The sequence below is a fragment of the Chlamydia poikilotherma genome, from assembly GCF_900239975.1.
GTDB classification, from domain to species: domain Bacteria; phylum Chlamydiota; class Chlamydiia; order Chlamydiales; family Chlamydiaceae; genus Chlamydia; species Chlamydia poikilotherma.
On sequence record NZ_LS992154.1, the window covers coordinates 444,910 to 465,189 of the forward strand.

A 20,280-nucleotide genomic window follows, 5' to 3' on the forward strand; every position below is an offset into this window, starting at 1 on the left:
TTTTTCAATTTTAAACTGATAACATTCCGATATTTGTAATGTTGAATAGTATATGCAATACTATGGGCGCAGCAATATGGCGTTCTTTTTCGTAAAGAAACCCTGTAAGTAGAGAAAAAATTAAGAGAACAGGGACAAATACCAGGCTTCCCCAAGAATGCTCTACGTGGGTAAGAGCGAAGATTACTGAAGAATATAAGAGAGCATAAATTCTGTTCATTTTATTTTTCAGAAATGTTTGTAGAAAACCTCTGAAGAATATTTCCTCAGCAAAAGGAATTAAAATCCCTAAACTTAAAATAAATCCACGATCATATACTGTAGATGTCAGTGTATCTTGGACTTCTTGAGTTAATGTTTGTTCTTGTAGGGCCTCGATAGGCAAAATGAGCATTAATCCTTTATTTAGCACGAGACCAATGATTTGAGTAATAGGGATTACAATAATCCACATCCGTATTGCAGAAAAAATTGCGCCTAAAAATGTTGCCTCAGGCCTATTCGCTGAATAAATTACACTGCGTGTAACTTCAATAGGTAGTCCTAGAAGATAAAAGATATAGGCAGATGCTAGAAAGATCCCGTGTAATGAGCGTGCAGCGATATCAGAATCCGCTCCTATAATAAAAGGAATTAATCCTGGAAGAAACAAAAGGACAACTCCGACAAGAATATGTCGTAGTTGTAATGGAGTTTTTTCTGAGGGTTTTGGCCAAGTAAAAAAATTTCTCGATACAACAGCTGCTAGAGCTAGAAATATAAGAAGGAATAACCAAGAATGGATCATAAATTACGAATAATTTGCACAGACATAACCTTCAACTCTGGCGACGACTTCTCGAAATAGACGGTGATGCATAAGCCCCATAGGTGTAGATTCAAAATGTTTCGTTTGCCATCCGTAACGATGATAATCACTTACTGTTGTAGCAATAGGCTGGCTAGATTCAATGATTTCTTGATAGATCATCGAAACCTTATTGTGACGAATATCGAAAACACGAACACGAACAGAAGCTGTTATAGAGTCGTTGCCAAACATATCTTGTGATGTTTTTTGCTCTAAAAGTTCTGTAGCGACCACAAACTCTGCTGGAAGAAATTCGACTATCGCTTGTGGAGAAAACTCGGGAACCACAGGAGAATAAAATTGCGAGACGACCCGTGGAGATGCAGAATGTTTAATTAAAAATAATTTTTCGGAAGAATGGAATCTCTTGCCAATCTCTTGAGTGAATTCTGCTTGTAAATTCCATGGAAGTACTTCGGAGACTTTCCCAGAACGGTAAAATACTGGTAACATAGCAACAACGCCCTTAGCCTTACTTCCTGATTTGTAAAGCTTAGGATGATAGCTTCCCGATGCTGGTAGAGAACAGCCAGATAGGTTTATAGACAAAAGTCCACAAGAAACTAATAAGAGGAGTTTTCGCATAATTGCTGTCCTTACATTAACGAATACCGTTTGCTCGGGTATTGAATTTTACTTTTGTAAAAGCACCCTATTTTTTCAAAGGAATTCGTGTTTGCCTATAGATAGGGATACTGAGTTATTCTTCCTGTTAAGTTATAACAAAGAAAAAAATAAAAACAAGTCCCGAAATCATAGAAAACCCAGATTCATTTCTATAGGTTTTCGTTATTTTACTTGAGAAGATTCTTGCTGATGATGCGAACAAGGACAATCCCATTCTTTAGGAATTAGAGTGCATCCGGGAATTAATAGCGCAGAGGATGAGAATACAAGAATAGAAAGAAACCATTTCATTACTATACATATCCTTAACATTGTCTTTTTCTATCTGTTCATAAACGTAAGAATACTTTTATGCAAAGTCTATTTAAATATTTATTTAGAATGAATTTAATCTTTTTTAGATGTCTATAGGGATAATCTGAGATTAATAAAAAAATGCCCGTGATCTTATGGGCATAATTTTTTAATAAAGAAAGATTTAGAGAATCTTTAGGATTAACTAATCCTCAGTTTTAGAAGAGGACTGGTCCACATTTTCATTAACGTTTCCAGAATTTTCTACATTTTGGTTGTTCCCATCGGTAGGACCAGATTTTTTATCCTCGTTGCTAGTTTGGTTAGAACTGCTCTCGGTTTTGTTGCTTTCATCTACAGGTCCTTTTGACTCGTCACTTGATGTCGGGTTCCCATCTAGACTTGTTTTTGTTTTTTCTATATCTACTTCTTTAGGAGTCGATAATTCCGATAATTTAGTCTCTCTCAGATGAGAGCGATATTGATGAAGTACTATTAATAAAACTATAGCACAGAGTATCGCACCTGCTGTTAAGGCCCAGAGTGCAGTAATTCCGGTTACAATGGCGCAGACAATGCCAATTGCAGATAGCAAGGCAGCGGCTGCCATAACCACGATAGATATGATGTTTGATCTTTGTATTTTCTTCTTAATGTCTAAAACAGACTTATCTAAATTAACAAAATCAGTACTTGTTGAGACAGAGGTCTCAGATGTAAACTCTGGATTTGGTAATGAAGGTACAGATGATGTCATAATTTTCACCTAAATTAGTGTTGATTTGTAAGCATTCTATGGGAAATTATGATTTTAAGTCTTTTAATTAGTGAGATTTAGTTTAATTTGTTCTCTTTTTCCAGAGAAACAACGCACTAGTTTAAGAAGCGTACTTTGCTTTGTTAGCTGCTTATTGCTAACGGTTTCATGTAATACTCTGGTGACTAGCTTAATTGAATCTTGTGTTAGGTTCATAGAACATTTGTAAAGGATTTAGAAATAAAAAAGGAACCGCAGACGTATGTCTCGATTCCTTAATATTCCTAAGAACGTAATAAATGTCTTACTGTTGGTTAAGAAGCTCAGCTCCTAATCCATTAGCAAAATCTGGCTCAGTATTAGCAAATCCTAGCGCTGGAGTGCTAGGGTAAGAGGTGTCACCAAAAGGTACAAAAGAGAGTTTGGGACGTGCTCTATAAATTACTAGAACTAAAATTACCGAAAGAACGAGAGCAACTACAGGTATGGCCCATAGACCCACAATCCCAGTAACAAGAGCGGCCGCTATACCTGCAGCGGATATTAATGCTGTAACCACAATCGTAATGGTAGAAAGGGCTTTCGCCTTTCTTAATCCTCTCTGATAAGCTTCGGGAGAAATAAAACTCTGTGGTTTTACCACTATGTCCGGAGTTAAAGAAGATGACATGCTTTTATCCAAAAATTAAAGTATTAACTACATTATTCTATCAAAAATAGTTTTTTAAGTCTTTTAATTATGAGTATTTTAGTTTACTTTAATTCCCTAGAAAAGAAGAGAGGAGATTCTATAGGGATACCTTTCTCCCTCACTACAACAACTGTTAAGAATGTGTTAGGATTTTTCTCTGAAAATTCTTGAAGAGCAACGACGAGAGCAGCTTTTGCAGCTTTTAGATGTAAACTATCGATAGGAAGGTCTTCGTCGTCATACCGGTCTCTTCGATTTGCCTCAGAGAATAATAGAGGGATTTGCACCATGGTTGCAGGAATTTCCCCAGAAATAGCTTCTTCAAAACATTTTATATAGGTTTCTTTACATACATGGAAAGCTGTTCTTGGATCATAATATTCTGGTGTTAGAGGATTATAAACGTGAGAGAAATAGAAAGGTAGGCCGGTATTTGGAGGGTTTCTTACTCCTTCGGTAGTTTCCCAGATACATTTTTTTGAGCAGGCTCCTGGGGTTAATATAGTACTATTATTCGAGGTTTGTTTTGCCTTCTCCCAGCAGCTAGCGCTTACAGTTCTATAGAAAGAATAGCGTCCCCAGAATAGATCTTCTCTGTTCATTTCCGCATCAGCAGGATTTACCATCATTAATGTGCACTCAGAGGTTATTCTAGGTTGCGTGGTATCACCAACAGTGGAAATTAGAATAATTCCTGGATTGCTATTTAATCGCCACACGACCTGCTGTATGCTATCTGGAAGAGGACGTATTCCATAGGGAAGATTGCGCCAACGAGACTCTGTCCATAAAGTTGTCAATAGGTCATCATATTTAGGAATAGTAAATGGTAGAATACCTACATGCGATTCTCTTTCAACGGGGCTATGTTCTCCCCAGGGTAATCCTAGAGGAATAGAAGAAGTTGTTTTTGTGGCCATAGTATTAGATTGCGTATTTATCAAATCTAAAAGACAGCATAACACCATTAAAATGGAAGCTAGAGATAGGATTAGGATAAATGCTGCTGAGGGGAATGCTATAGCAAAAATAATGCCCGATAAAATTAAAATCCCGGCAAGGCCAAGAATACATCCTAAGAGCTTTTTCTCATATTTTTTTAAGAATTGAGAACAGGTTCTAGATGGATCAACATCAAACGATGGAATATCTGATTTTAAAGATGCTAGTTGTATTGACATTTGTAGTTTTCAAACGTGTGATGATTCTATTTTAATCGGGATCATTTCAAAAGATTCCCGACTTTAACTAACTATTTCCTGCAGGATAATAATTATAACTCAAGTTTTTCTATTTTAGCCAATTAGTATTAATTTTTTTTTAAAAAACAAGGAAATATAAATATAAAAATTTCTCTAAATATTATCGTTTTGGTATATCCCAGAGAGAATACTGAATTATAATTTTCTATTGATTGAACTAATCAGTCTCAGAGAAGCTCTAATTTTTTTATCCGTGTTTAGTAATTTATAGTTTCCATGCAAAATACTGTAGATTTCGATTATTTTGGTCTAAGCGATATTGGAATGGTGCGTTCTAGGAATGAGGATTTTTGGCAGGTAAATCTGTCCTCAAGAGCTGTTGCTATTGCAGACGGTATGGGAGGATGCCTAGGAGGTGATGTAGCTTCTCATGAAGCTATTTTTAGCTTAATGGAATTGATTGATGCCAGGCAATCGCAGTTAGCGGAGTTTAAGGATGATCAGTATAGAGAAACATTGAGGATAATTCTTTCTGAAGTTAACGGCTTAATTTATGAGCACAGTCTCATGGAATCACGTCTTCAGGGTATGGGAACTACATTGAGTTTCATGCAATTTCTTAGGAACAAGGCTTGGTTGCTTCATGTTGGAGATAGTAGAATTTACCGCTTGCGTGGCGAAAGTCTTTCTTGTTTGACAGAGGATCATTCTTTAGCAAATCAGTTGAAAAATCGTTATGGGCTTTCTAAACAATCAGATAAGGTGTATCCTTATCGCCATATTCTGACTAATGTTTTAGGAAGTCGTCCTTATGTGATTCCCGATATCAGGGATATTTCCTATAAGAAAGAAGACTTGTTTGTTTTTTGCTCGGACGGCTTGACAAACATGGTTTCTGATGCAGATATGCGGGATATTTTACTTCAATCTACGACCTTAGAAGAAAGTGGAAATATTTTAATTTCCCTAGCAAATAGTCGTGGGGGATCTGATAATGTTACCGTGGTGTTAGTCCGAATACAGTAATATCCGATTTAAGGAACTGTACAATGATCTACTTGGATAACAACGCCATGGCTTCTCTAGAGCCAGGTCTTTTGCATTTTCTACAACAACTCTTTCATGAGGGGATTTACGCCAATCCTTCGAGTGTACATAGTCCAGGAAAAAAATCTCGCAAGATAATTCATGAAACGACAACGTTGATTCAGAAGACCCTATCTTTTCCTGGGCAGGTAATTTATACTTCGAGTGCTACGGAAAGTTTAAATTTAGCTATTGCGAGTCTTCCTAAAGGAAGTCATGTGATTACATGCAGTTGTGAACATCCTGCAATAATAGAGCCTTTAAAAAATGCCAATCTTTTCGTTTCGTATTTAGATCCTCAGCTTGGAAACTGTACAATCAGTCCAGAACAAATAGAAACTGCTATTATACCAACAACCTCAGCAATCGTATTAGGATGGGTAAATAGCGAAATTGGTGCGAAAATAAATATAGAGGTGATTGCTGATATTGCTAGGAAGCATAATTTACAATTTATTGTAGATGCTACAGCAATTATCGGTAGAGAAAAAGTAACCATTCCTAAAGGTGTCACTATGGTTGCTTTTAGTGGACATAAGTTTCACGCTTTATCGGGAATAGGAGCTCTTCTTATATCTCCAGGATTTAAAGTTTCTCCCTTGCTTTGGGGGGGCGGTCAGCAAGGAGGTATACGTTCTGGAACAGAAAACCTCTGGGGGATTGCTTCATTATACTATATTTTCAATATGCTTACGGAAAAACAAGAAGAAATAGCTTTAAAAATCTTACAATATCGCAATTATTTCGAGGCATGCTTAAAAGAACGTATTCCTGAGGTTAGAATTCATTGTGAGTATCAACCTCGTGTGAATAATGTTTCCGCTATTGCTTTCCCTCTATTAGAAGGTGAGGTGATGCAAATAGCTTTAGACGTTGAAGGTGTAGCTTGTGGTTATGGATCAGCTTGTTCTTCGGGAGCTACTACAGCTTTCAAATCTTTAGTTGCCATGAAAATTGATCAGGATATATCTCTAGCTACCTTAAGGTTTTCTTTTTCTCATTTGCTAACACAAGAAGATCTTGATTTAGCTATAGAGAAGATTATAAAGGTGAGTACCCATTTGAGAAGTGCTTGGTAAAGTTACGAAAGTAAATTTTTAATAGAGACGCTTTTAATTCCATATAGCGATACTTCTTTAACTTCTAGAAGAAGATTATCAGTAATTACTGACGTTCCAATTTCTGCAGGAGTATCGAGTAATTGTAAAACTAACTGTGCTAGAGTTTCTACTCCATAACGCGTAAGTTCAATTCCCAACTCTTTCTGTAGATCTTTTAATGGTGTATTTCCAGGAAACGTTCTTTCTATTAAAGAGACAGTTTTAGGCTTTAGTTGAGCGATATTTGATGTGTTAAATAGGATTTTAAAAATCGCATTTAAACTCAGAATACCCATAGGTTCTCCAGAAGAATTCAATACGACAGCTACGCTAGAACGGTTATCTCTAAATTCTTTCAATATACGTATCAGTTTAGATTTTGCTGTGATAAACCAGGGTGAATGGAGATTATGAATTAATGCATCGTCAGGATTTTTATTCACAAAATCTTTAGGGAGCGCTATCCCTATCACATTTTTACGTGCCTTATGGTATACTGGGATAAACTCCATATCAGTGTTTTTTATCTTACGACATAAATCCTTAACATTTGCCGTAGAAGGCAACATTGTTACCAGATCTAAGGGTTGACATACCTGTTCCGCGGATGTCGCACTTAAAGAGAAAATATTTGTGGCAATAACATTAAAATCTTGTTCTTCATGATGTGTTTCTAAAGCTTTTTGAAATTCATCACGACTTAATGTTGAGTTCAACTTCTCTTTTTTTATTTTTAGTAGATAGTAAATTCCTTCTGTAAGACTCCCTATGAATTGAATTAATGGATAAAATAGATAGTGAGAATAATACAGTATAGGAGCACCCCAAAGTGCTAACTTCTCAGGAATTTTACGTGATATCGTTAAAGGGAAAAGCTCAGCAAAAATTACGACAAGAAAGATCTGAGTAAAAGGAGCGTAATCTGGAGAGAATCCCAGAGCTTTATAACAATTCCTAGCTGATTCAGAACTAATTTGAAGAGCTATGTTCACTCCAAGCATCACGGTCCCGAATAAACGATAAGGACGACGAATAAGAAAATTAATATAACGCGCTTTCTTATGATCTTTTGTTAGATAGTATTGGAGGCGTACACGATTGAAGGAAACGCAGGCCATTTCCATCATAGAATAGAATCCTTGAAGGACAATACATAAAAAATTGACCCCAAGCCAAAAGAAAGGAGAATCAGTCATGCATTTTCCTTATATACACTCGGCGTATGCGATTAGGAGCAGCGTCCAAAACTTGAAACATAAGATTGTTCCAAGTAAGTTTTGTTCCCGTAATCGGAATAGATTCCATCTGTTCAGTTAACCATCCTCCTAAAGTTGCACTATTGTTATTTGTAGGGAGATTGATATTAAAAATTTCACTGAGATCACTTAGTTCTAAAGTGCCTGCTGCGATAATAACATCTTTTCCTGACATTGTATAAAGAACTTTTTCACTTCGTTGATCTATGATCTCTCCAGAAACAATTTCAAAGAGATCTTCTTGAGTAATTAATCCTTCGATTGAACCATATTCATCAATGATCATACCTAAAGTTTCATCTTCAGCAGCAAGATGACAAAGAGCAGTTTTTGCTGATATTGTCTCAGGCATATAATATGGCTTATTCAATAAAGGCAAAAGGTCTTCAGATGATTGTAAAGGTTTACCATGAAGTAGCAAAGCTTTCGCTGTACAGATTCCTAATAAGTTTTGTAAATTGTCATTACATACAGGAACTCTTGAGCAATGTTGCTGAGAAAATAGATCATAGAGATTATCCAGAGGTGTTTGAATATCATAGAACAAAACATCTTGACGAGGTTTCATACGCTCTTTAACACTACAATCACTAAGAGATAGATAACCGTATAGCAGACGACTTTCATCCTGATTAACAACACCAAAGTCTTTGCAACTTTGTAAAACCTCCTTCAATTCCTGAGGTTGAATAATATCTATCTTCTGAGCTGAAAGAATCCATTGTACAATATAATTAATCCCGCTAATTGCCCAATAGAGTAGAGGTCGAAATACCTTTGTAAACACTAAAATAAGAGGAGCAACAAAAGAGGCTATCTGTGTGTTAAATGGGAGGGCTACCGCCTTGGGTAAAATTTCACATAGAATCAGAGTTAAAGCTAAAGGGAAACCAACAATAAGTAACCACGAAGCTTTGTCACCAACAAGTATAGCTACGCAGTTTTGAATCCCAATATTTAATCCGATATCAAGAAAGATTAAAGTAATGAGTAGATGGTGGGGATGAGAGAGTAGAGAAGCTACTAACTGCTGCTTTTTATATCTAGAGCGCTTGTAATGAGAAATTAAAGAGGTTGGGAGAGAGAAAAGTGCTATCTGGGATAATGAAATAAATCCAGAACACAGGGTAAAACATATGATTAGAAAAATCAGAACAGTAGAAATCATGCTTGTGTCTCAATCCATGCTCTTCGATTCTATAATCGGAGAGAAACATACTTTAGTATAGCCCTTGGGAATTAACCCTAGTCTACGAATTAAAGCAGATTCAATCACTGCAGGATCATCCCAATGTTGAATATGCAATCGAAGTTCTTTTTGTTCTTCTTCAGCATAAAGGATTTTCTCTTGAAGTCCTGATACACGCTTCTGTAAACGCATTTCCTCTTGTTTCAGTTCATGAATAGCACGGTCATACATAAATCCACTAATAAGCATGCAGAGGATTAACCACCAAGAGTTAACCACAATTTCTTCAAGGCATCTCTGCCAGGGAACTTTTTGCATCTTCTAACTTTAAACAAAAGGAACAGTAATTCCCTGCTGTTTTTGATACTTACCTTTTCTTTCTGCATAAGAAACCTCACACATCTCGTCTGCTTCAAAAAACAAGACTTGAGCTATTCCCTCATTAGCATAAATTTTTGCTGGAAGGGGAGTGGTATTAGAAATTTCTATGGTAACGTATCCTTCCCATTCAGGTTCAAAAGGGGTTACATTAACAATGAGTCCACAACGTGCATACGTGGATTTCCCTATACACATTGTTAAGACGTTTCTTGGAATACGAAAATACTCTACACTATGAGCAAGAGCAAATGAATTCGGAGGAATGATACAAACATCATCAGTAATAGAGATAAACGTATCTTCTGTAAAATGCTTTGGATCGACAAGAGAATTATATACATTAGTGAATACTTTAAACTCTCTAGACAAACGAAGATCATAACCATAGCTGGATAGACCGTAGCTGATTAATTTCTCTCCAGTTTCTGCGTCTGTATTTATTTGGCCATCTGCAAAAGGCTCGATCATTCCGTGAGCCAGTGCCATTTTACGGATCCATTTATCTTCTTTAATGCTCATTTAGAAACCTTAGTAGTTAGATTCTATAGAACGTTTTCATAGTATTTTGATTTCATAGAAACCATAATCTTGGCTATACCAGGGATACAGTTTTCTATACGACAATAGAATACATCTTTCGTCGGTATATGCAAATACCTAAAAAATTCAAAGGTCTTTTAACTTTTGAAATAGAATACACTGTCTCTCTAGAAGAGAAGAACTTTGTATTCGATGCGATTCTACGGCGATGTTAGATAATAGCGTAGGAAAAAGGCAAATCTTATTTTTTTCTTAAGATTTTTTTAATCATTCTTAGCTATGAGCATCCACTCCTAAGTTTGTTTTTATGCGAGAGAGCTATCTTAATTAGTTTTGTTCTCATTTTTTAAGATATTCTTATCTATATTTTTCGAAGGACTTAGTGTTGACGTTATAGAATTAGCCTATGTATAACGACATTTTGGCAGACGTGTTATGTGATGGAAATTTCAAAAAAAACTAAAGGTCTTATTTTTTTCTAAGATTTCTTATGAAGAATAGTAAATAATGTAGCTCATGCACATTTCTTAGAAGACAGAAATTCCTATCCTTTGTGAGACTAAGAGAAATGCGGTAACATATGACACATCAGGTATCTGTCTTACATCAAGATAAAAAGTTCGATATTTCTTTGCGGCCCAAGGGATTAAGGGAGTTTTGTGGTCAGAAGCAACTTACAGAACGCTTGGAATTGTTCCTTCATGCTGCTGTGCAACGCGGAGAAGTTCCTGGTCACTGTCTTTTTTTTGGGCCCCCAGGATTGGGTAAAACATCACTTGCTTATATCGTTGCTCATACCGTGGGTAAAGGATTGGTCGTTGCTTCAGGACCTCAACTTGTTAAACCATCTGATTTATTGGGATTGTTAACAAGTTTGCAAGAAGGTGATGTTTTCTTTATTGATGAAATTCATCGTATGGGAAAAGTTGCCGAAGAATATTTATATTCTGCAATGGAAGATTATAAGATTGACATTACTATTGACTCAGGTCCTGGTGCGCGATCTGTTTCTGTAGATCTTGCTCCTTTTAGTTTAGTAGGAGCAACGACACGTTCTGGAATGTTAAGTGAGCCCCTGCGTGCTCGTTTTTCCTTTACCGGACGTATGTCATATTACTCGGATGAAGATTTGACAACCATTCTTAAACGATCTTCTAATTTATTGGGAATTGATGCTGATTCTTCAGCATTACATGAAATTGCCCGAAGATCTAGAGGAACACCTAGATTAGCCAATAATCTCTTGCGTTGGGTTCGGGATTTTGCTCAAATGCGCGAGGGTAATTGTATTAATGGCGACGTAGCCGAAAAAGCTTTGGCTATGCTATTAATAGATGATTGGGGATTAAATGAGATTGATATTAAACTCCTCACCACAATAATAGATTATTATCAGGGTGGCCCTGTGGGTATTAAAACTTTATCGGTGGCCGTAGGAGAAGACATCAAAACCCTAGAAGATGTGTATGAACCTTTCTTGATTTTAAAAGGTCTATTAAAGAAAACATCTCGAGGAAGAATGGTTACCCAAATTGCTTATAATCATTTGAAAAGGTGTTCAGATAACTTGCAGAGTTTAGGAGAAGAAAAGTGAAGATATTGAAGTACATCCTTTTAGGACTTTCCTTCAGTATGGGCGTAGCCGGGTATACAGAAGTTAAGGTTTCTGATACTTTTATGGTTCAACCTATTGTTTCCGAACCTAAAATTCGCGTTCTTCTTTTGAATGAGAGTACCACCGCTTTAATAGAAGCTAAAGGTCCTTATCGCCTTTATGGTGACAACACGTTGTTGCAACATTCACCTCAAGGTTTGCGTTGCGCTGCCCATGCTCTTTACGGAGGTGTCCGATGGGGAGAAAATTTTCCTGGAGTCCAATGTTTAAAGATCGAACCTATTGATGATTCTGCATCACTATTTGTAAACGGTCTACAATATAAGGGAGCTCTCTATATTCATAAGACGGATAAGCATTGTATTGTTGTGACTAATGAGCTAACTGTTGAAGAGTACCTAAAATCAATTCTTTCTACAAAATATCTCAGAGAATTAGATAAAGAAGCTTTATCAGCATGTGTAATTTTAGAAAGAACGGCTTTATATGAAAGGCTTCTTGCTAAAAATCCTCAAAACTTCTGGCATATTACAGGATCTGAAGATAATTACGCGGGTTATGGAGCTACACGACAATTCTATGGTGTTGAAGATGCCGTAGATTGGACATCGCGATTGATTGTTGATAATCCTGAAGGATTGATTATTGATGCTGATGGCTTGCTTAAAGCTAATATTGATCGTCTTGCTGTAGAAGGTTACAATGCACGTCAAATTCTTGAAAAATTCTATAAAGATGCCGATTTCGTAGTTATAGAATCTTGGAATGATGAAGCTAATGAAATTAGCTAATATGACTTGTGTAACTTATAGCAACTAGCATCATATAAGAATCTAACAATACTTTTTCTGATAGGCTTTCTGATGCAAAATCTGAACTATCTGCTATTTTTTGATAAGGAAGAAAATTCTCTCTTATTTTTGGTAGGTTAATTTCTATCCTTTCTTCTCCTGTATAGAACGTTGTGAATAGGCTATACTTGGAACATTTAAGCTCATAAGCTAAAAATTTACTAGGATTCCAATGTTCTATAGGATTCGCGTTTGCATCGAGCCAGGTAATATTTTCATGATTAAGGAATCCTTTATTGAAGATTTCCTTATGCTGTTTTCTGAAACGAATGGCTTTACAGACAAAATCAAAAAGAGAAGTATTTTTAGACAATTCATTCCAAAGGAAATGATTGGCATCTGTATCTAATGCCCAACGGTTATTGTTTCCTTTTCCCGTGTGACCATATTCATCTCCTGATTGTAGCATCGGAATCCCTTGGGAAAGGAATAAGGTTAATAGAAAATTACGCATCTGACGTTCGCGTAAAGCAAGAATTTTCGGATTTTTGGTTTCTCCTTCTTCTCCAAAATTGTAGCTATAGTTTGCATTGTTTCCGTCACGATTATCCTCTCCATTTCCTTCATTATGTTTGTCATTGTAGGAAACTGTATCGCGCAAAGTAAATCCATCATGACTGCAAATATAGTTAATCGAATTGCAAGGAGAGCCTTGTGGATAGAGATCTTGAGATCCGGAAATCCTTGAAGCGAAGGCGCCAACAAGATGTTGATCTCCATTTAAAAAGGATTTTATAGTATCACGATACTGTCCATTCCATTCGCTCCAACGTGGACTTAAGGTAGGAAAATAACCCACTTGATACAAACCAGCGGCGTCCCAAGGTTCGGCAATGATTTTCGTTTTTGAAAGCACAGGATCATAGCTGATAGCGTGTAAGATTGGTGAGAAAGGAACGGGATTGCCTAAGGGGTCACGTGAGAATACAGAAGCAAGATCAAAACGAAACCCATCTACATGCATCTCCTGAACCCAATAGCGTAGGGAATCCAAAATCCATTGTGTAGTGGGCGTGTGGTTAGTATTTAATGTGTTCCCACATCCTGAATAGTTAGCGAATTCTCCTTGAGAATTCACCATATAATATGAAGAAAGGTCTATCCAAGGCAAAGGGCAAATTGTGTTTTCTAATCCTGTATGATTAAAAACAACATCGAGAATTACCTCAATATTTGCCTTATGTAAAGCTTTCACTAGAGTTTTAAATTCTCTGATTGGTGCGCAGGGATCTGAACCATAAGCATAGCGTCGACAAGGAGAGAAAAAGTTTACAGGAGAATATCCCCAGTAGTTGCAGAGGTAAGGTCTGTTAGCAGTTCGAAAAGGGTGGTAAGTTTCATCGAATTCAAAAATAGGGAGAAGTTCAATAGCGTTGACCCCAAGTTTTTTTAGATAATCTATCTTTTCGATAATACCTAGAAAAGTCCCTGGATAACGTACTTGAGAAGAATTATTCCAAGTAAAAGAGCGGACATGCATTTCATAAATGATTGATTCTTCTTTGGGTAAATTGAGACAGCGATCTCCTTCCCAAGAAAACTCTTCATTTTTTAAATAACTAAAGGCATAGTCTCGAGAAGTTTTTATAGAGCCGAAAGTTTGTGGAGAACGGAGATTTTTTGCATAAGGATCAGAAAGGTATTTTTTAAAATTAAACTTAGCTGTTGCGTTTGTAGGACCATCTATGCGAAAAGCATAAGACCACTGATCAGAAATCCCTTCCACCTCTATATGCCAGATAGCTCCCGTGCGGTTTTTCTCATGTGACAAAACTATTTCTTGGATATGGAAATTCTTATCGGCAAGAGCAAGAACTACTTGAGTGGCTTGTGAAGAAAATAACGTGAAACGATAACGGTTAGAAGAAAGCCGAGTTGCTCCCAAAGGTAGTGGAGAGCCTGGATAAAAACTAATTTTGCCCATTGTCAACTCGATAGCACAATGGGTTGAGAAAAACAAGAAAGTTTTTGATTTTAAGTCTTTGAAATCGTTTACTAACAAATCTACAATATGTTAACTTAAAGAAATAACAATTATCACAAGGAGATTCCCTCATGTCCAGGCAAAATGCTGAGGAAAATCTAAAAAATTTTGCTAGAGAACTAAAGCTCCCTGATGTAGCTTTTGATCAGAACAATACGTGCATTTTGTTTGTTGATGGCGAATTTTCCCTTCACCTCACTTACGAAGAACATTCTGATCGTTTGTATGTCTACGCTCCCTTGTTAGATGGTTTGCCAGATAATACTCAAAGAAAATTAGCTTTATATGAAAAGCTTTTAGAAGGATCTATGCTTGGTGGACAGATGGCTGGAGGCGGCGTTGGAGTTGCTACTAAAGAACAACTCATTTTAATGCACTGCGTTTTAGACATGAAATACGCTGAAACAAATCTTTTAAAGGCCTTTGCTCAATTATTTATTGAAACTGTGGTAAAATGGCGAACTGTTTGTGCTGATATTTGCGCTGGTAGGGAACCTTCTGTAGATACTATGCCTCAAATGCCTCAGTCTGGTAGTCCTGGTGGAATACAACCTCCTCCTACAGGCATTCGTGCGTAACTTAATCCAGGGTGCGTCACGAGTCTTTCTCTATATGGCAAAGACGCTCCTTGTTCCTAAATGTGATTGTTTGATTTTTTAAATCGAAAGTGCGTTGAGATTTTCTAGCGTTTTCTTTGATTCAGTTAATTCTATGATTTAAATCATAGATGGGATGTTTTGTCTGTTTTTAAGTATCCTCTACTGTTCTTTTTTCTTATTTTCCAATGACTCATATTGACGATATTACTTGGCAGATGTATAACACATTGTCTTGTGAATATTAGCTTCTAAGATAAGCTGACCAAGACTCTGATATTGAATCTTAGGTTATAGGCCATACCTAACTAGATATTTTAAAAAGCATTTCGTATGTGCGTGTTCTCGTGAACAGTACATAACGCCTTTCAAATAAACTGTGGGTAGTTCAAATTTATGGATAGAATTACAAATAACATGATTTTCTCGATAAATTCATGGTATGCGTAAGAGTGTCTTTTGTCGTATCTTTGAGGTAATAATTAAGGCTACTTATAACAGAAGTTAGATTTCAAACCTTTAGGCTTAAGGCTTGTAGGTATGTCAGATTTTCGTAATATTAACAAGGCAATACGCCTTCTGCTTGCTATAAGGAAAGAAGCGTTAGCTCTAAAGGAAATTTAATAGGTGATTTTATGATGTTTGGTTATTTTGTCGGTTATTTAGGAGCAGATCCTGAAGAAAGAATGACCTCGAAAGGTAAACGCGTAGTTGTATTGCGTCTAGGAGTAAAATCTCGCATAGGAACTAAAGATGAAACTGTGTGGTGCAAATGTAATGTCTGGCACAACCGCTATGATAAAATGCTCCCTTATTTGAAAAAAGGATCAGGGGTAATTATCGCAGGAGATATCTCTGTAGAAAGTTATATGAGTAAAGATGGAACTCCCCAATCTTCTTTGGTGATCAGTGTCGATACAATTAAATTTAGTCCTTTTAGTAGAAGCGAATCTCGTTCTCAATCAGCTGAAGACAGCTCAGTTCAAACGTCTTACGAAAATGTGTCTGTGGGATTTGAGGGAGAAAGTTTGGATGCTGAAGCTGTAGCGGATAAAGATATGTACGCTGGCTATGGTCAAGGTCAACAATATGTATCTGAAGATGTGCCTTTTTAATGGCTAACGAAATAACGATTTTTATAGAGAGGTAATTTTGGTTCTATTTCATTCTCAAGCGTCTTGTAGTAAACGTGTTAAAGCTGATGCAATTGTTCTTCCTTTTTGGAGGTCTAAAGATAAAGTTAAATGCGCAGCTTCAATCGGAAAAGAATATGAATCACTTTATAAAGTTGCCTTGGACAACTTCTTAGCAAAAAGCGGAGAAGTCGAACTTATTTATAGCTGTGGACAGGGGAAAGAGAAACGTCTTGTACTTCTAGGATTAGGAAAGAACGAAGAGCTAGCTTCTGAAGAAGTTTTAGCAGCTTATGCTAAAGTAACACGTGTGTTACGCAAGGCAAAATGCACAACGGTGAATGTTGTACTTCCTACAATTTCTGAATTACGTATTTCCATAGAGGATTTCCTTGGAAATCTAACTTCTGGGATCCTATCTTTAAACTATAATTATCCTAAATACACTAAAGAATCATCGAAAGATCCTTTATTGACTAAAGTCAATGTAATGGGAATTGTTCCTAAGATTGCAGATAGAATCTTTAGAAAAGAAGAAAGTATTTTTGAGGGTGTTTACCTGACCCGAGATCTTGTGAATGGTAATGCAGATGAGGTAACGCCTCAAAAATTAGCAAATATTGCTAAGGGATTGGCTAAGGAATTCCCTAGCATTGATGCTAAGATTTTAAATAAGGATGCTATTCTTAAAGAAAAAATGGGTCTTTTAGCTGCTGTTGCTAAGGGATCTGCTGTAGATCCTTGTTTTATCGTTTTAAGCTATCAAGGTAAGCCGAAGTCCAAAGATCAAACCGTACTTATTGGAAAGGGCGTAACTTTTGATTCTGGAGGCTTAGATCTTAAGCCAGGCAAAGCTATGTTGACTATGAAGGAAGATATGGCTGGTGCTGCTACAGTATTAGGTATTCTTTCAGGAATAGCTACTTTAGAGCTTCCTGTAAATGTTACTGCTATTATTCCTGCTACAGAAAATGCTATAGATGCTGCTGCTTATAAGATGGGCGATGTCTATACAGGTATGTCAGGATTATCAGTAGAGATTGGCAGTACAGATGCGGAAGGTCGTTTAATACTTGCAGATGCAATGACTTATGCTTTAAAACATTGCAAGCCTACAAGAATTATTGATTTCGCTACATTAACAGGAGCGATGGTTGTCTCCTTAGGAGAGGATGTAGCTGGCTTCTTCTCTAATAATGATGTATTGGCACAGGATCTTTCAGAAGCTTCAGCAGAAACTAGTGAAGCTTTATGGAGACTTCCTCTTGTTGAAAAATATGACAAAGCTTTGCATTCTGATATTGCTGATATGAAAAATATTGGTAGTAACCGTGCGGGAGCTATTACAGCGGCACTTTTCTTAAGACGTTTTCTTGAAGATCAACCGGTAGCTTGGGCGCATTTAGACATTGCAGGTACTGCATATCGTGAAAAAGACGAAGATTTCTATCCAAAATATGCTTCTGGTTTCGGTGTTCGTTGTCTTATTTATTACATAGAAAAATTTCTATCCAAGTAGTTGTTATTAAGCTTCTTTTGATTTAGTAATGCGTATTTGTTTTTAAATTATTAAAAATAAATACGCGTTTTATTAAAGTTTTTTCAATTTTCTGCCGATAGATGAGGTAAGTAATTACCTGTCTAATTAGGGGAAATGAAAATGTTAGGAGTACAAAAAAAACGTAGCAGCAAGAAAACAGCTACCAAAGCTGTTCGTAAACCTGCTAGAAAAGCTGCTGCTAAGAAGACTGCTACTAGAAAGCCTGTTGCTAGAAAGACAGTTCGTAAGACAACTGCTAAGAAAACTACGGCTCGCAAAACAGTTAGAAAAACTACGGCTCGTAAGACTGTAGCTAAGAAGACTGCTACTAGAAAGCCTGTTGCTAAGAAAGCAGTTCGTAAGACAACTGCTAAAAAAGCTACTGTTCGTAAGACAGTTGGAAAAACTACGGCTCGTAAGACTGTAGCTAAAAAAGCTGCTACTAGAAAGCCTGTAGTTAGAAAAACTGTTCGCAAGACAGCTGCTAAGACTACAGCTCGCAAAACAGTTAGAAAAACTACAACAGCTCGTAAGACTGTAGCTAAGAAAACTGTTGCTAAAAAGCCTGCAGTTAGAAAAACGACAGTTCGTAAGACAGCTGCTAGAAAGACAGTAGCAAAGCCTGCTATCTCATGCCACAAACATCATAGACATACAGCTTCTTGCAAGCGTGTGTGTTCTTCTTCAGCTAAAAGAAGATGTGGTTCTAAAAGCCGTGTTCGTACAGCTCATGGCTGGCGTCAACAGTTGATGAAACTTGTTTCCCGATAGAAACTAGATCCATTAGACGATAGACGATGGTGAACGGTAAGGGTATAAAAAACCTCTTACCGTTTTTTTTTGCCTACATTGTAGATTCTACAGACTCCCTCTGTACAGTTAGATGAGTAAAGGGTATAGTAAATCTTTACGCGTATATGTGCTAGGAGGTTTAGGAGATGCAAGAATACACTTGCTTCCAAAATTTTTCCAAATTCTATAAGGAAAAGGCTCCTGCTCTTACAGTCATTGGTTCAAATTCTGAAGAGGATAAGAACGTATGTATAGAGCTTCTTGTTTCTGGGAAAGCTCAAGAATTCGATGCTTCGGGATTAACAGTTAGTGATTTATCAAAATGGACAGAATCTTATGGATTATTTGCCTCGAAAGAGGTGATTTCTATTTTTCAAACTGAGAAGTTACCTCAACAAACTCGGGATTTTCTTATCCGTTATGCAAAAAATCCTCACCCACATCTCACTATATTTTTATTCACTACGAAACAATCCTTTTTTCAATCTTTACTTAAGGAATTAGTTTCTGCTGCTTCTTTATCACTATTTGGTGAGTGGCAATCGGATAGAGAGAAGCGTATGACTATTCTTCTTTCTCAAAGAGCTTCGTCTCTGGGAATAACTTGTTCTTTGGCTTTAGCTTCGGCATTTATTAAGAAATTTCCTCAGGGAGAGATGCATAACCTTATTGGTGAATTTCATAAATTACTTTGCTGCATAGGGAAAAAACAAACATTAGAGTATGGAGATATTGAAAGTTTCGTAGTAAAAAAAGAACAGGTGTCTTTGTGGAAATTGCGTGATGCTATTTTGCAGAGGAATGCTTCAGAAAGTCAGATATTACTACAAGCTTTGCTTTATGAACATGGAGAAGATCCTCTAGGATTGATAGCTTTTCTTCGTGGTCAGTGTTTATATGGTTTACGTAGTTTAGAAGAAGAAACAGGGGATAGAAAACATCGGTTTTTTATTTCCTACGGTAGAGAACGACTCCATCAAGCGCTTAGTCATTTATTTTATGCCGAGAGTATTATTAAGAATAATGTGCAAGACTCTATAATAGCTGTTGAGACTTTGCTGATTAGGATGACAAATTCATGACTTTATATATTTTCCCAAATACTTTAGGTAATCGACGTGTGGATCTTCTGCCTGCAGTTATCGGAGAGATTATTCCTAAGCTTCAAGGTTTAATTGCCGAGAGTGATCGCGGGGGACGTGCATTTCTTAGTCTGTGGAAAGTACAAGAGACACATAAGTTTCCCATTGCGGTATTAAATAAAAACGATCGTTCTGTAAAAGCTTGGGATTTTTATCTAGAGCCTATTATAAAAAAGCAAGAAAACTGGGGATTAGTTTCTGATTCTGGGCTTCCTTGCATTGCAGATCCTGGAGCAGGACTTGTACGTCGTGCTCGTGCTCTTAATTTATCGATTCAAGCGTTTTCGGGTCCATGTTCTATAACCCTAGCGCTTATGTTGTCAGGATTACCTGGACAAAACTTTACTTTTTTAGGGTATCTTCCACAAAATCCTAAGGATAGAGCACGTTGCATAAAGAGTAGCTCAGGAAAACAACATACGCAAATATGTATCGAAACACCATATCGCAATGTTCATACCTTCCAAGCGTTACTAGGAATTTTGCCAGGATACACTGAGTTATGTGTAGGTATAGACATTACTGGAGATCAAGAGTTTGTCTCTACAAGATCGGTAGATACTTGGTTGCGATCTACAGATCTTGATAAGGTGACTGAACAAATTACAAAGACACTAGCGATTTTTCTATTTCACACTCCCGGGTAATCTTGCT

The 20,280-nt window shown here is 36.8% G+C and carries 21 protein-coding genes; 10 read left to right on the plus strand and 11 right to left on the minus strand.

Annotated elements, in window-relative coordinates; genetic code table 11:
* Positions 1–10: 10 nt before the first annotated feature.
* The 6 genes from C10C_RS02015 to C10C_RS02035 all read right to left on the minus strand — a co-directional run bounded on the left by C10C_RS02015 (position 11) and on the right by C10C_RS02035 (position 4,400).
* Positions 11–787, minus strand: coding sequence for a CPBP family intramembrane glutamic endopeptidase (locus C10C_RS02015; protein ID WP_117274191.1), 777 nt, complete (start codon positions 785–787; stop codon positions 11–13).
* A gap of 3 nt (positions 788–790) precedes the next feature.
* Positions 791–1,435, minus strand: coding sequence for a CT253 family lipoprotein (locus C10C_RS02020; protein WP_117274192.1), 645 nt, complete (start codon positions 1,433–1,435; stop codon positions 791–793).
* 204 nt (positions 1,436–1,639) lie between these two features.
* The gene (locus C10C_RS05265; RefSeq protein ID WP_275667693.1) at positions 1,640–1,768 is read right to left on the minus strand and encodes a hypothetical protein; all 129 of its coding nucleotides are present in this window, start codon (positions 1,766–1,768) and stop codon (positions 1,640–1,642) included.
* A gap of 208 nt (positions 1,769–1,976) precedes the next feature.
* On the minus strand, positions 1,977–2,528 hold the full coding sequence (locus tag C10C_RS02025; protein ID WP_117274193.1) for a hypothetical protein: 552 nt from the start codon (positions 2,526–2,528) through the stop codon (positions 1,977–1,979).
* Positions 2,529–2,832: 304 nt separating this feature from the next.
* Entirely contained in the window at positions 2,833–3,198 is a 366-nt protein-coding gene (locus C10C_RS02030; protein WP_117274194.1) for a hypothetical protein, read from the minus strand.
* Positions 3,199–3,281: 83 nt separating this feature from the next.
* Positions 3,282–4,400, minus strand: coding sequence for a hypothetical protein (locus C10C_RS02035; RefSeq protein WP_117274195.1), 1,119 nt, complete (start codon positions 4,398–4,400; stop codon positions 3,282–3,284).
* Positions 4,401–4,697: 297 nt separating this feature from the next.
* Here C10C_RS02035 and C10C_RS02040 point away from each other — a divergent pair, with 297 nt between their 5' ends.
* Together C10C_RS02040 and C10C_RS02045 are read left to right on the plus strand one after the other, a co-directional pair.
* Positions 4,698–5,447 (plus strand): PP2C family protein-serine/threonine phosphatase, encoded by a 750-nt coding sequence (locus C10C_RS02040; protein ID WP_117274196.1) that lies wholly within the window; start codon positions 4,698–4,700, stop codon positions 5,445–5,447.
* Between the two features lie 23 nt (positions 5,448–5,470).
* Positions 5,471–6,586 carry a cysteine desulfurase family protein gene (locus C10C_RS02045; RefSeq protein ID WP_117274197.1) on the plus strand — a complete coding sequence of 372 codons (1,116 nt, stop codon included), beginning with the start codon at positions 5,471–5,473 and terminating at the stop codon, positions 6,584–6,586.
* A gap of 2 nt (positions 6,587–6,588) precedes the next feature.
* On the opposite strand, the gene C10C_RS02050 is transcribed toward C10C_RS02045, so the two are convergent.
* Genes C10C_RS02050 through dcd form a run of 4 tightly spaced genes read right to left on the minus strand, consistent with a single transcriptional unit; the run spans position 6,589 to position 9,952 of the window.
* Complete coding sequence (locus C10C_RS02050) at positions 6,589–7,803, minus strand: CNNM domain-containing protein (RefSeq protein WP_117274198.1); 1,215 nt, start codon at positions 7,801–7,803, stop codon at positions 6,589–6,591.
* Complete coding sequence (locus C10C_RS02055; protein ID WP_117274199.1) at positions 7,796–9,031, minus strand: hemolysin family protein; 1,236 nt, start codon at positions 9,029–9,031, stop codon at positions 7,796–7,798. Before C10C_RS02055 ends, C10C_RS02050 begins: the two co-directional genes overlap by 8 nt.
* 9 nt (positions 9,032–9,040) lie before the next feature.
* Positions 9,041–9,370 carry a hypothetical protein gene (locus C10C_RS02060; RefSeq protein WP_117274200.1) on the minus strand — a complete coding sequence of 110 codons (330 nt, stop codon included), beginning with the start codon at positions 9,368–9,370 and terminating at the stop codon, positions 9,041–9,043.
* 9 nt (positions 9,371–9,379) lie between these two features.
* Positions 9,380–9,952 (minus strand): dCTP deaminase, encoded by a 573-nt coding sequence (gene dcd, locus C10C_RS02065; protein WP_117274201.1) that lies wholly within the window; start codon positions 9,950–9,952, stop codon positions 9,380–9,382.
* 601 nt (positions 9,953–10,553) lie between these two features.
* Here dcd and ruvB point away from each other — a divergent pair.
* Both ruvB and C10C_RS02075 read left to right on the plus strand, forming a co-directional pair.
* Complete coding sequence (gene ruvB, locus C10C_RS02070; protein WP_117274202.1) at positions 10,554–11,567, plus strand: Holliday junction branch migration DNA helicase RuvB; 1,014 nt, start codon at positions 10,554–10,556, stop codon at positions 11,565–11,567.
* Entirely contained in the window at positions 11,564–12,379 is an 816-nt protein-coding gene (locus C10C_RS02075; RefSeq protein ID WP_117274203.1) for a SpoIID/LytB domain-containing protein, read from the plus strand. Before ruvB ends, C10C_RS02075 begins: the two co-directional genes overlap by 4 nt.
* Here the strand turns inward: C10C_RS02075 and C10C_RS02080 are convergent.
* On the minus strand, positions 12,372–14,363 hold the full coding sequence (locus C10C_RS02080) for a glycogen debranching protein (RefSeq protein WP_117274204.1): 1,992 nt from the start codon (positions 14,361–14,363) through the stop codon (positions 12,372–12,374). The genes C10C_RS02075 and C10C_RS02080 overlap by 8 nt on opposite strands.
* Before the next feature lie 131 nt (positions 14,364–14,494).
* Between C10C_RS02080 and C10C_RS02085 the strand changes: the two genes are divergently transcribed.
* The 6 genes from C10C_RS02085 (at position 14,495) to C10C_RS02110 (ending at position 20,273) form a co-directional block, all read left to right on the plus strand.
* A complete protein-coding gene (locus C10C_RS02085) occupies positions 14,495–15,001 on the plus strand; it encodes a type III secretion chaperone Slc1 (RefSeq protein ID WP_117274205.1) in 507 nt (168 codons plus the stop codon).
* Between the two features lie 653 nt (positions 15,002–15,654).
* On the plus strand, positions 15,655–16,134 hold the full coding sequence (locus tag C10C_RS02090; RefSeq protein ID WP_117274206.1) for a single-stranded DNA-binding protein: 480 nt from the start codon (positions 15,655–15,657) through the stop codon (positions 16,132–16,134).
* 37 nt (positions 16,135–16,171) lie between these two features.
* The gene (locus tag C10C_RS02095; RefSeq protein WP_117274207.1) at positions 16,172–17,671 is read left to right on the plus strand and encodes a leucyl aminopeptidase; all 1,500 of its coding nucleotides are present in this window, start codon (positions 16,172–16,174) and stop codon (positions 17,669–17,671) included.
* 141 nt (positions 17,672–17,812) lie between these two features.
* Complete coding sequence (locus C10C_RS02100) at positions 17,813–18,463, plus strand: histone H1-like repetitive region-containing protein (RefSeq protein ID WP_117274208.1); 651 nt, start codon at positions 17,813–17,815, stop codon at positions 18,461–18,463.
* 167 nt (positions 18,464–18,630) lie between these two features.
* A complete protein-coding gene (locus C10C_RS02105) occupies positions 18,631–19,566 on the plus strand; it encodes a DNA polymerase III subunit delta (protein ID WP_117274209.1) in 936 nt (311 codons plus the stop codon).
* Positions 19,563–20,273, plus strand: a complete 711-nt coding sequence (locus C10C_RS02110) for an SAM-dependent methyltransferase (RefSeq protein ID WP_117274210.1) — start codon at positions 19,563–19,565, stop codon at positions 20,271–20,273. Before C10C_RS02105 ends, C10C_RS02110 begins: the two co-directional genes overlap by 4 nt.
* Positions 20,274–20,280: the final 7 nt, after the last annotated feature.